The organism is Sinorhizobium sp. 22678, from assembly GCF_052044265.1.
In the GTDB taxonomy this organism is placed as follows: domain Bacteria; phylum Pseudomonadota; class Alphaproteobacteria; order Rhizobiales; family Rhizobiaceae; genus Sinorhizobium; species Sinorhizobium meliloti_A.
In genome coordinates this window covers 310,534-322,777 of the sequence record NZ_JBQEMS010000002.1, presented here as the reverse complement: position 1 = coordinate 322,777, position 12,244 = coordinate 310,534, and the positions used below count along the sequence as shown (strand labels likewise).

9 protein-coding genes are annotated in these 12,244 nt (G+C 65.2%); 4 read left to right on the top strand and 5 right to left on the bottom strand.

Going from position 1 to position 12,244, the window contains the following annotated elements:
- The first annotated feature begins 73 nt into the window (after positions 1 to 73).
- From ACTJKL_RS05045 to ACTJKL_RS05030, 4 genes are all read left to right on the top strand, one after another.
- A complete protein-coding gene (locus ACTJKL_RS05045) occupies positions 74 to 415 on the top strand; it encodes a sarcosine oxidase subunit delta (protein WP_003533888.1) in 342 nt (113 codons plus the stop codon).
- Entirely contained in the window at positions 412 to 3,405 is a 2,994-nt protein-coding gene (locus ACTJKL_RS05040; protein ID WP_440852342.1) for a sarcosine oxidase subunit alpha, read from the top strand. Before ACTJKL_RS05045 ends, ACTJKL_RS05040 begins: the two co-directional genes overlap by 4 nt.
- Entirely contained in the window at positions 3,398 to 3,952 is a 555-nt protein-coding gene (soxG, locus tag ACTJKL_RS05035; protein ID WP_440852341.1) for a sarcosine oxidase subunit gamma family protein, read from the top strand. Before ACTJKL_RS05040 ends, soxG begins: the two co-directional genes overlap by 8 nt.
- Positions 3,953 to 4,198: 246 nt before the next feature.
- Positions 4,199 to 5,323: a zinc-dependent alcohol dehydrogenase family protein gene (locus ACTJKL_RS05030; protein WP_440852340.1), complete on the top strand. Its 1,125-nt coding sequence runs from the start codon at positions 4,199 to 4,201 to the stop codon at positions 5,321 to 5,323.
- A 16-nt stretch (positions 5,324 to 5,339) separates the two neighbouring features.
- Here ACTJKL_RS05030 and ACTJKL_RS05025 read toward each other — a convergent pair whose 3' ends face one another.
- From ACTJKL_RS05025 to glgA, 5 genes are all read right to left on the bottom strand, one after another.
- Complete coding sequence (locus ACTJKL_RS05025) at positions 5,340 to 6,413, bottom strand: DUF2332 domain-containing protein (RefSeq protein ID WP_440852339.1); 1,074 nt, start codon at positions 6,411 to 6,413, stop codon at positions 5,340 to 5,342.
- Positions 6,406 to 6,894, bottom strand: coding sequence for a MaoC family dehydratase (locus ACTJKL_RS05020; protein WP_018096729.1), 489 nt, complete (start codon positions 6,892 to 6,894; stop codon positions 6,406 to 6,408). Before ACTJKL_RS05020 ends, ACTJKL_RS05025 begins: the two co-directional genes overlap by 8 nt.
- A 154-nt stretch (positions 6,895 to 7,048) precedes the next feature.
- Positions 7,049 to 9,037: a glycogen debranching protein GlgX gene (glgX, locus tag ACTJKL_RS05015; RefSeq protein ID WP_440852338.1), complete on the bottom strand. Its 1,989-nt coding sequence runs from the start codon at positions 9,035 to 9,037 to the stop codon at positions 7,049 to 7,051.
- 130 nt (positions 9,038 to 9,167) lie between these two features.
- Complete coding sequence (locus ACTJKL_RS05010) at positions 9,168 to 10,796, bottom strand: alpha-D-glucose phosphate-specific phosphoglucomutase (protein WP_275597333.1); 1,629 nt, start codon at positions 10,794 to 10,796, stop codon at positions 9,168 to 9,170.
- A 4-nt stretch (positions 10,797 to 10,800) separates the two neighbouring features.
- Positions 10,801 to 12,243, bottom strand: a complete 1,443-nt coding sequence (gene glgA / locus ACTJKL_RS05005) for a glycogen synthase GlgA (protein ID WP_440852337.1) — start codon at positions 12,241 to 12,243, stop codon at positions 10,801 to 10,803.
- Position 12,244 lies beyond the last annotated feature (1 nt).

Genomic DNA, 12,244 nt, shown 5'->3' with positions numbered 1-12,244 from the left:
CTTCAGAGAAAGAACGGAGAGCGGCCTTGCGCCTTCCAAGGAAGGCGCGGCGCTCTGATCGAGGACATTCCAGATGCTTCTGATTTACTGCCCCTATTGCGAGGAAGAGCGCTCGGAGCTCGAATTCCGCAATGCCGGCGATGCCCACATCGTCAGACCGGCCAACATCGCCGAGATCAGCGACGAGGAGTTCGAGGAGTACTTCTTCCTCCGTCAGAATCCGAAAGGGCTGATCTATGAAAGGTGGCGGCATATCCACGGCTGCGGTCGCTTCTTCAATGCGGCTCGCGATACGGTGAGCGACCGCTTCCACGTGACCTACAAGGCCGGTGAGCCGAAGCCCGATCTCAACGCCGAGCCGAAGACGAGCGAAACGGTCGAGACCTACGAGGCGCTGGAAGGAGTGGCAGAATGACCGGGGTCAATCGAATTTCGGGCGCCGGGCGCCTGACGCCGGCGCGCACCGCCCGCTTCACCTTCGACGGCCGGACGCTGACGGCGCTCGAGGGCGACACCATCGCCTCCGCGCTCATCGCCAACGACATCCATCTCGTCGGCCGGTCGTTCAAATATCACCGCCCGCGCGGCATCCTTTCGGCAGGCGCCGAAGAACCGAATGCGCTGCTCGACGTTTCGCGCGATGCCGCGCGCCGGCAGCCGAACGTGCGAGCCACCGTGCAGGAAGTCTTCGACGGCATGAAGGTGTCGTCGCAGAACCGTTGGCCGTCGCTCGCGTTCGACGTCGGCGGCTTTAACGATCTGTTGTCGCCCTTCTTCGCGGCGGGCTTCTACTACAAGACCTTCATGTGGCCGAAGGCCGCCTGGCACAAGATCTACGAGCCCTTCATCCGCCGTGCCGCCGGTCTTGGCGTGGCGCCCACGGAGACCGATCCGGACCATTATGCAAGCCGCTACGTCCATTGCGACGTGCTGGTGGTCGGCGCCGGCGCTGCCGGACTTGCGGCCGCACTCGCGGCCGCGAATGCCGGTGCGAAGGTGATCCTGTGTGACGAACAGCCTGAAGTCGGCGGAGCCCTGCATTACGACAGCGGCACCGTGATCGAGGGCCAGCCCGGCTATGACTGGGCGCTGGCGACGGGCAAGGCGCTTGCGGCGATGGACAATGTCACGCTGCTGACCCGCACGACGGCCTTCGGTTACTACAACCACAATTTCGTCGGCCTCGTCGAACGCGTGACCGATCACCTCCCGGCCCCCGACAAGGGGCTTCCGCGCGAGCGTCTATGGCAGGTGCGCGCGAAGAAGGTGATCCTCGCCAATGGCGCGATTGAGCGCCACATGGTCTTCGCCAACAACGACCGCCCTGGAATCATGCTGGCCTCGGCCGGCCGCACCTATCTCAACCATTTCGGCGTCGCGGTCGGCAAGAAGGTGGGCATCTACACGGCCCATGATTCCGCCTATGAGGCGGCCTTCGACCTGAGGAAGGCCGGCGTCGACGTCGCCGTGATCGTCGACTGCCGCGACAGGCCGGGCGACATGGTGCTCGCCGAAGCCCGCAGCCTCGGCATCGAGGTATTGAGCGGCCACTCGGTCGTCAATACCGCCGGCAAGCTCAGGATTGCATCCATGAGTGTGGCTCGCAACGGCGGCGGAGCATCGCGCAAGATCGCGGTCGACGCCCTGCTCGTCTCGGCCGGTTGGACCCCCTCGGTGCATCTCTTCTCCCAGTCGCGGGGCAAGGTGACGTTCGACGCGGCGACGGAGCGGTTCCTGCCGGGAACCTATGCACAGGAATGCCTCTCCGTCGGCGCCTGCAATGGCACGGACGACCTGCAGGCGACGATCGACGAGGCACTCGCCGCCGGTGAACTGGCGGCCCGTGCCGCGGGTGCGGAAGGCGGCGGTCAGGTCGCGCTCTCCGGCCGCAACGCTTTCGAATGGACTGGCGGCATGATCGGCGCGGCGGAAGGCGCGGGGCGAGACACGACAGTCAAGGCCTTCATCGACTTCCAGCACGACGTCTGCGCCAAGGATATCCGGCTCGCCGTGCGCGAAGGGATGCATTCGATCGAGCACATCAAGCGCTTCACCACCAATGGCATGGCGTCCGACCAGGGCAAGCTTTCCAACATGCACGGGCTGGCGATCGCGGCGGAAGCGCTCGGCAAGGAAATCCCGCAGGTGGGGCTCACGACCTTCCGCCAGCCCTATACGCCGGTGACCTTCGGAGCGATCGTCAGCCACTCGCGCGGAAACCTCTTCGATCCGGCCCGCAAGACGCCGATCCATGCCTGGGAGGAGGCGCATGGCGCCGAATTCGAGGATGTGGGCAACTGGAAGCGTGCCTGGTTCTATCCGCAAGCGGGCGAAAACATGCACGAGGCGGTCGCGCGCGAGTGCAAGACGGTTCGCGACGTGGCCGGCGTCTTCGACGCATCGACCCTCGGCAAGATCGAAGTGGTCGGCCCCGATGCCGCCAAGTTCCTGAACCTCATGTACACCAACGCCTGGGACAACCTGAAGCCCGGCCGCTGCCGCTACGGGATCATGCTGCGCGACGACGGCTTCGTCTATGACGACGGTGTCGTCGGCCGGCTTGCCGACGATCGCTTCCATGTGACGACGACGACCGGCGGCGCGCCGCGCGTCCTCCACCACATGGAGGACTATCTCCAGACGGAGTTCCCGCATCTGAAGGTGTGGCTGACGTCGACGACCGAGCAATGGGCCGTCATCGCGGTCCAGGGTCCGAAGGCGCGCGAGATCATCGCGCCGCTCGTCGAGGGCATCGATCTCTCGAACGAAGCCTTCCCCCATATGAGCGTTGCCGAAGGCAGCATATGCGGTGTGCCGACCAGGCTCTTCCGCATGTCGTTCACCGGCGAACTCGGCTTCGAGGTCAACGTACCGGCCGACTACGGCCAAGCCGTGTGGGAGGCGATCTGGGCTCGGGCCGAGCCGATGGGCGCCTGCGCCTACGGCACCGAGACCATGCACGTGCTGCGCGCCGAAAAAGGCTACATCATCGTCGGCCAGGACACGGACGGAACCCTCACGCCGGACGATGCCGGCCTTTCCTGGGCGGTATCGAAGAAGAAACAGGACTTCGTCGGCATTCGCGGCATGAAGCGGCCCGACCTCGTCAAGGAAGGCCGCAAGCAGCTCGTCGGCCTCCTCACGAAGGACCCGCAGGTGGTGCTGGAGGAAGGGGCGCAGATCGTTGCCGATCCGAACGAAGCCAAGCCGATGACGATGCTCGGTCATGTGACCTCGTCCTACTGGTCGCCGAACTGCGGCCGCTCGATCGCGCTCGCGGTCGTCGCCGGCGGCCGCGCACGCCTCGGGCAGACGCTCTACGTGCCGATGGCCGACCGCACGATCGCCGTCGAGGTGAGCGACATGGTGTTCTTTGACAAGGAAGGAGGTCGCCTCCATGGCTGACCACGCAATCGCTACACGCAAAGCTCCGCTTGCCGGCCGCCGTGGCGGCTCGCCGGCGGCGATCCTTACCCCTGCGGAACCCGCTTCGCGGATATCGCTGCGCGCCGGCGCCGACGCGGTTCCCGCACTCTCGGCAGCTCTCGGCGTGACCATTCCCGTGCGGCCGAAGACGTCCGCCTCGACCGGCCGGCGTCATGTCCTTTGGCTCGGTCCCGATGAGTGGCTGGTGATCGACGAGGACGGCGCCGACCTGATGGCGGCGGCCGCATCGAGCGGGACCGTGCATTCGGCCGTCGACGTTTCGCACCGGAACACTGCCGTCAACGTCAGCGGGGCGGGCGCGGAAGCGGCGATCAACAGCGGCTGCCCGCAGGACCTGTCGCTCGCGATTTTCCCCGTCGGTGCCTGCTCTCGCACGATCTTCGGCAAGGCGGAAATCGTTCTTTTCCGAACCGCCGAGGATACGTTCCGCGTCGAGTGCTGGCGGTCGTTCTCGTCCTTCGTGTTTGGGCTGCTGGCCGAAGGCGCGGAAGACGCCGGGCACTGAGGAGGCAATTTCCGGCCCCTCATCCGGCCTGCCGGCCACCCTATCCCCGCCGGGCGAAGGTGACTCGCGGCAAGCTCCAGTCCTCTTCGCCGCCCTGGAAAGAGGGCGAGGCGGTGCCCGCATGTTCCTTCTCCCCGTAAAACGGGGAGAAGGTTGCGGCAGCCGGATGAGGGCCATTTCCTCCTCAGGAGCGATCGCGCTAAGTTCTGCCGGTCGAACCGGGATTCGGGAACGGGAGGAGCGACCTTGAAGACGCGTGCGGCGGTGCTGAGGAAGTCACCGGTCGGAAGGCCTTATGCCCATACGAGGCCGCTCTCGATCGAAACGATCGATCTCGATCCGCCGGGACCGGACGAGTTGCTGGTGAGGATCGGCGCCGCCGGACTCTGCCACTCCGACCTCTCGGTCATCAACGGCGACAGGCCGCGGCCGGTGCCGATGGCGCTCGGCCACGAAGCCGCCGGCACCGTGGAAGCGGTCGGAAGCGGCGTAGGTGACATCGTCCCGGGAGACCGGGTGGTGATGAGCTTCATGCCGAGCTGCGGCCATTGCCTCCCCTGCGCGGAAGGCCGGCCGGCGCTATGCGTTCCCGGAGCGGAAGCAAACGGCAAGGGCACGCTGCTTTCGGGGGAACGCCGGCTGCATTGCGGCGAAGTCCCCGTGAACCATCACCTCGGCGTCTCCGGATTTGCCGATTATGCGGTGGTTTCGCGCCATTCCGCGGTCAAGATCGAGACGGACCTGCCGATGGTAGAGGCGGCGCTGTTCGGCTGTGCGGTGCTGACCGGCGTCGGAGCGGTCGTCAATACGTGCCGGGTTCGGCCGGGCGAATCCGTTGCCGTCATCGGGCTGGGCGGGGTGGGATTGGCAGCCCTTCTGGGTGCCGTTGCCGCCGGCGCCCAGCGCGTCGTCGCGATCGATCTCGCCGAGGACAAGCTGAAGCTTGCCCGCTCGCTGGGCGCGACGGACACGTTCCTTGCAGCCGATCCGGATGTGGCCGAGACTGTCCGACAGGCGACCCGCGGCGGCGTCGACCATGCGGTCGAGGCCGCGGGCTCCGTAAAAGCCTTCGAGCTCGCCTATCGAATTACGCGGCGAGGCGGGCTGACGGTTTCCGCAGGGCTCGCCCATCCTTCAAGCCAGATAGCCATCCCCGCGGTGAGCCTGGTTGCGGAAGAGCGTAGCGTGCGCGGCAGTTACATGGGAAGCTGCGTGCCCTCCCGCGATATCCCGCGTTTCATTGCGCTCTACGAACGCGGCAGGCTGCCGGTCGACCGGCTGCTGTCGAGCACCGGACCGCTGGAGGAGATCAACGAGGCATTCGATCTTCTCGACCAGGGCCGCGTGATACGCCACGTGATCACGTTCTGATACGGCCGCCACACGGTCAGCCGTCCGCCGGCCATCCCTGCCAGGCGATCCAGCGTCCGTGGAAGTCGGCGCGGCCGACGAGATGCCTTTCGCCCTTCGGCCAAATCTGCAATGACAATGCGGCACCCGGCGACTGTCCGTCGGCTTCCATCTGCAAACGGGCAAGCGGGGCCTCGGATGTCGCGGTCGCCCCGGCGGCAGCGATCAGGGCCTCGCCCGTTTCCCGCGCAGCTTCCGGCAGATACTGCCAGGCGATCGAGTGATAGACGACGTGGACAGCGCCCGGATGGACGTGCGCCAGCCGTGTTTTCAGCCAGTCGATCGCGTCCGCCTGCTCGACAAGGCTCCTTTGGGAGGCGGCAAGCTCCAGCGCCTGCCGCGTGCGGTCGATCCGGTCTTGCTGATCGGCCCAGACGTAGGAGAGGAGCCGTAGCCGATCCTCGCTATCGGCCGGATCGAGGGGGTTGATGTCGCAGCCGGCGCGTTCGATCACTTCGACGGGTCGCAGAGGCGGCGCTGCTCCCGACCACTCGGGGGCTATGCTCACGGGGCTGGCTGCATCGCCCCAATGGCTGTTCGCGAGATCGTAGCGGTAGCGGTCCCAATGGAGATTCAAGCCGGCGCTGGCGCCGATCTCGGAAAGGATCAACGGCTTCCCGAAAAGCTGTGCCACGGTGAGGAAACCGGGAAGCAGGGCGCCCGAGCGGCGCACCTCGTTCGTCTGCGGCGCGGAGGTGAGACGATCGAGGACGAAGGGGGCTTCCCGCTCCATAGCCTGAGCGATCGCCTGCCAGAGAGTGTCGTCGTCCGTCCGGTTCGGCGGATAACACGCGCCGAGGGCCGCGCTGCGGCCGGACAGAACCAGCGCGTGCAGAGCACCGGCAAGGCGGAGCGCGACGGAATCGCCCTTCGAAGTCGGGTCGCCGGACCAGCCGAGAACACGCTCGCCTACCCGCGAGTCCGCACCGATCCGGTCGGCGACGAGACGGCAGAGTCGGGCCGTAAATTGCGATCCCAGCTCGTCACAGGACTTCGCCTGGCTGCGGAAGGCATGGCGAACGTGGGTCCCGTCCGGTCTCCCCTCAGACATCGTCCGGCCGATCCTTCGGGTCGAACTGGATGATCGTCTGCCAGGTGGCGGTCAGGGCAGGCTTTCTTTCGCCTTCGATCTCGACAGTGACGTCATAGGTGATCATCAGCATGCCGGCCCCGCGGAAGCGTGCGTCTGCCATGGTGAAGCGGCCGCGCACGCGCGCGCCGCTCTTGACCGGCGCCACGAAGCGCACCTTCTCGAAGCCGTAATTGATGCCCATCGTCTGCTCGCGGATCTTGGGCAGGCAATTGTAGTTCATCGCCGAAAGCAGCGACAGCGAGAGGAAACCATGCGCAATGGTGCCGCCGAAAGGCGTCTCCGCCGCAGCGCGCACCGGGTCGGTATGGATGAACTGGAAGTCACTCGTCGCCTCGGCAAAACGGTCGATCGTCTGCTGCGTCACGGTGATCCAGTCGGAGACGCCGAGCTCCTTGCCGATCAGATCCTTGATATCGGAAAGTGAAATATCCTGCGGCATATGATTTTCCTGAAAATGGGGCCTCCCCGCTGATCTATAGGCCGGCTCGGCAAGGTCTAGCAAGTGGTCCTAAGTCTTGAGATGGTTCACTGTTTTCTTGAAACAGCGAAACCATCCAACTCTCTGGAGCCGGGCACTTCCGGGCAGAAAACCGTTAGACCCTTTTCTTCGGAGCGCTCTCGAAAACCTCGGCGAAAAAGGTGACCGAACGGGCCGGTGCGAGAGAAGGAGCGCTAAGGTCCGAGAGTGCGTCGCGCCATTCGCCCTTAAGGCTCGAAGGCAGGCGGAATGGGTGCGGCGAGTGGCTGCGGTTGATGACCACCGCAAGTCGGGTCGGGCGCCCCTGACGGCGGTCGTCGGTCGCGAGCATCACGACGAGATTGTCGGTTGCGGGGTGCTCCCAATCCTCCACCGTAAGCGGCTCCCCGTCGAGGCGCAGCCAGGCGACGTCGCCGCTGCCGGTGAAGAACCCGGTCTCGCCGAAGACCGAGAAGCGCCGGCGCATGGCGGAAAGCCTGGCGGTATGCTCGACGAGCTTGCCGTCGAGCTTGCTCCAGTCGAGCCAGGTCACGGCATTGTCCTGCGCATAGGCGTTGTTGTTGCCACCCTGGCTGCGCCCGCCTTCATCCCCGGCCGTCAGCATGACTGCGCCGCGCGAGGTGAAGAGCGTGCCGAGGAGCGCCATGACATCGCGTTGCCGGAAGGCGGCGATCTCCGGATCGTCGATCGGACCCTCGGCGCCGTTGTTCCACGAGAAGTTCTCGTCGTGGCCGTCCCGATTGCCTTCACCGTTCGCCTCATTGTGCTTGCGGGCGTAGGAAACGAGATCCATCAGCGTGAAGCCGTCATGGGCGGCGATGAAGTTGACGCTGCGCGTGGCCGTCTCGCCCCAGCGGGAAAAGCTGTCCGAGGAGCCGGCGAGCGCGGTTGCAAGGACGCCGATCGCGTGCCGGTCGCCGCGCCAGTAGCGGCGGATGTCGTCGCGGGCACGGTCGTTCCATTCGAGGAAGGAATGGGGGAAATTGCCGAGCTGGTAGCCGCCGGGGCCGGTGTCCCAGGGCTCGGCGATGAGCACGCGGTCGCAAAGGACGGGGTCGGCGCAGATGGCCGAGAACAGCGCGGCATCGCGGCGGAAGCCGCCCATGTCGCGGCCGAGGATCGATGCGAGGTCGAAGCGGAAGCCGTCGACGCCGGCGGCAAGGACGAAATGGCGCAGGCTGTCGAGGATCAGACGCTGGACGACCGGATGGTCGCAGGCGATCGTGTTGCCGCAGCCGGTGTCGTTGATGAGCTCGCCCGGGTGGCCCGTCGCGTGGCGATAATAGGTCAGGTTGTCGAGCCCGCGCATCGAAAGCGTGGCACCGAAGCGATCGCTCTCTCCGGAGTGGTTGAAGACGAGATCGAGGACGACGCCGATACCGGCCTCGTGCAGGACCTCCACGGTCATGCGCAACTCCTCGATGCCGCCCGGCACCAGGCGTGGATCGAGCGCCATCGGCGTGATCGGATTGTAGCCCCAGCCATTGTGGAGAGCGAGCGGAGGCAGGTGCCGCTCATCGATCCAGGCCGTGATCGGCATGAGTTCGACCGCGGAAACGCCGAGCTTCGTAAGGTGATCGATGACGACGGGTTCGGCGAGAGCAGCCACCGTGCCGCGCTTCCTTTCCGGCACGTCCGGATGAAGGATGGTGAACGGCTTGACTGCAATCTCGTAGATCAGTCCCCCGGTCTGAAATAGCGGCGGCTTCGGCTCCAGCGGTTTTGCCTCGGTCACGATGGCCTTCGGCACGAGGTGCGCCGTCTCTTCGCCGAAGACCGTCAGCCGCTGGTCGTGACGAAAGGGCCGGTCGAGCCTCACCGCATAGGGGTCGACCAGAAGTTTCGACGGATCGAACCAAAGCCCATGGTCCGGCGAGTAGACCCCGTCGGCGCGAATGCCGTAGCGGGTGCCGGCAGCTATGTCGGGCAGCGCGATGCTGTGGACATCGCCCTCGCGCAGCATAGGCAGGCGGCTGAGTTCGGTGTCGCCCGCTTCGTCGAACAGGCAGAGATCGATGCGGGCGGCATTGTGCGACCAGACCGCAAAGCGCCTCCCGTCGGGTGTGCGCGTCACGCCGAGAGGTGAAATTCCGGTCGTCGGCATGGGAGCCTCTTTCGAAGTCTAGTATCGCATGGGCTTGCCACGAGGCGATCTCCCCCCTTGTGGGGGAGATGCCCGGCAGGGCAGAGGGGGGTAAGAGGGGGCGCAGGAAGTGGCGCTTGGTACAGCACCCTCAGGTGATTACGCTCGGTTGGTCGCGGTTGGTACGCTCCTTGATCTCGGCGATCTCGTCGGCAACGGCGATCAGATCGGCAAGCGCTTCCTGCGTATCGAGATCGTGGCGCGCCGGATCCGGCTCGTAGCGTTCGATATAGACGCGCAGCGTCGCCCCCGACGTCCCCGTGCCCGACAGGCGGTAGACGACGCGGGATCCGCCCTCGAAGAGGATGCGGATGCCCTGGTTCTTGCTAACCGATTTGTCGACCGGATCGTGGTAGGAGAAATCGTCGGCAGTCTCGACCGTGAGCGCGCCGAAGCTCTTGCCGGGCAGCGCGGCGAGCTTGTCGCGGAGCGCGGCAACCAGGCCGTTGGCCGCATCGGTGTCGACCTCTTCGTAGTCGTGCCGGGAATAATAGTTGCGGCCGTAGGTCGCCCAGTGCTTGCGGGCGATTTCGAGTGCGCTTTCCTTGCGCGCGGCGAGGATGTTGAGCCAGAGCAGCACGGCCCAGAGCCCGTCCTTTTCGCGTACATGGTTCGATCCGGTGCCGGCGCTTTCCTCGCCACAGATCGTCGCCAAGCCCTCGTCGAGCAGGTTGCCGAAGAATTTCCAGCCGGTCGGCGTCTCATAGATGCCGATGCCGAGCTTTTCGGCGACACGGTCGGCCGCGCCGCTCGTCGGCATGGAGCGAGCGATCCCGGCAAGTCCCTTGGCATAGCCCGGCGCCAGATGCGCATTGGCGGCAAGCATGGCGAGGCTGTCGGACGGAGTGACGAAGATTCCCTTGCCGATGATCAAATTCCGGTCGCCGTCGCCATCGGACGCGGCGCCGAAATCCGGGGCGTCCGGCGCCATCATCGTCTCGTAGAGCGCTCGGGCGTGAACGAGGTTCGGGTCCGGATGATGGCCGCCGAAGTCGGGCAGCGGTATGAAGTTCATGACCGAGCCCTTCGGGGCGCCGAGCCGTTTTTCGATGATCTCCTTGGCATAGGGCCCGGTGACCGCGCTCATCGCGTCGAACACGACACGGAAGCCGCCGGCGATCAGCTTGCGGATCGCATCGAAGTCGAACAGGCTCTCCATCAATTCGGCGTAATCGGCCACGGGATCGATGACCGTCACGGTCATGTCCTCGACCTGCTGGCTGCCTTCGACATCGAGATTGACGTCCGGCGCGTCGGCGATCTTGTAGCTGTCGATCACCTTGCTTCGGGCGAAGATCGCATCCGTCACCTTTTCGGGAGCCGGGCCGCCATTGCCGACATTGTACTTGATGCCGAAATCCTCGGTCGGCCCGCCGGGATTGTGGCTTGCCGAAAGCACGATGCCCCCGAAGGCCTTGTATTTGCGGATGATATTGGATGCGGCTGGCGTCGAGAGGATGCCGCCGCGGCCGACGAGCACGCGGCCGAAGCCGTTCGCCGCCGCCATCTTGACGGCTTTCTGGATGACCTCGCGGTTGTAATAGCGGCCGTCGCCGCCGATCACCAGCGTCTGGCCTTCGAAGCCCTCGAGCGAGTCGAAAATCGACTGGATGAAGTTCTCGGCATAGTTCTTCTGCTGGAATACCGGGACCTTCTTGCGCAGGCCCGAGGTGCCGGGTTTCTGGTCCCCATAGGGGTTGGTCGAGACGGTTCTTGTCATCTGTTTAGCCTTTCGCGAGAAGAGCGGAGTAAAGCGAGACGTAGCGTTCCGCGCTTTTGGCCCAGGAAACGTCGGATTTCATGCCCTGGTTCTGCAGGCGTGCCCAGAGCTTGGGTTCATTGTATGCGCGCAGGACGCGCCGGATCGCAAGTTTTAGCCCGTCGGTGTTCACCGGCAGGAAATGAAAGCCGGTCGCGCACTTCGCCGACAGCGCCGCCTCGTTGGCGTCGATGATCGTGTCGGTGAGACCGCCGGTGCGGGCCACGACCGGAACGCAACCATAGCGCAGGCCATAGAGCTGCGTCAGGCCGCAAGGCTCGAAACGTGACGGAATGAGGATAGCATCGGCGCCTGCCTGCATGAGATGCGACAGCGGCTCGTCATAACCGGTCACCATGCCGATATGTCCGCGGTGGCGCGACGCGGCTGCCATAAGCGCGCTTTCCAGCGCCGGATCGCCGGAGCCGAGCACGACGAGCTTGCCGCCGAGAGCCACGATATCGTCGGCGGCTTCGGCGACGAGGTCCATGCCCTTCTGCCAGGTGAGGCGGCTGATGACGGAGAAGATCGGCCCCGGACCTTTTTCGAGGCCGAAACGCTCTTCCAGCGCCTTGCGGTTGCCGGCGCGCCGTTTGAGCGTGCCGGGCCCGTAATGCGCCGGAAGGTGCGGGTCCGTCTGCGGGTCCCACGTGTCTCCATCGATGCCGTTGACGATGCCCGTCAGGTCCGCGACACGGCTCGACAGGAGCCCGTCAAGACCCATGCCGAATTCGGGCGTCAGGATTTCCTGCGCGTATGAAGGGCTGACCGTCGTGATTGCGCTTGCCGTCTGCAGGCCGCCTTTGAGGAAGCCGACATCTCCATAATATTCGACGAACTGCGTGGAAAAGGCTTCCGGCGGCAGCGCCAGTTCCGGGAACACCGAGGCGCCGAACTGACCCTGAAAGGCGATGTTGTGGATCGTCATCACCGTCGGCAGATCCGGCGCCGGGCCGAAGCGCATATAGACGGGGGTGAGTGCCGTCTGCCAGTCGTGAACGTGAACGATGTCCGGCTTCCAGTTGGAGATGATGCCGTTCCCCGCGATCTCCGCAGCCGCCAGCGACAGTGCGGCGAAGCGTCGGAAATTATCGGGGTAATCCCGCCCGGTCGAATCGAGATAAGGGCCACCGTCCCGGGCATAGAGAGCGGGCTGGTCGAGGACGAGCAGGTCCATTCCGTTGACCTCGGCGGCAAGCACCGTGGCTGGATGGCCGAAGAGGTTGTCGAAGCGGCCGACCGTTTTTTTCTTCTTCAGCTTCTTCAGCACCGAGGGATAGCCGGGCACCAGCGTGCGCGTCCGCACACCATGCGGGAGAAGTGCGGAGGGCAGCGCGCCGACGACATCGGCGAGGCCCCCCGTCTTCACCAGCGGGTAGACTTCGGACGCAACTGACAGGATGTTCATA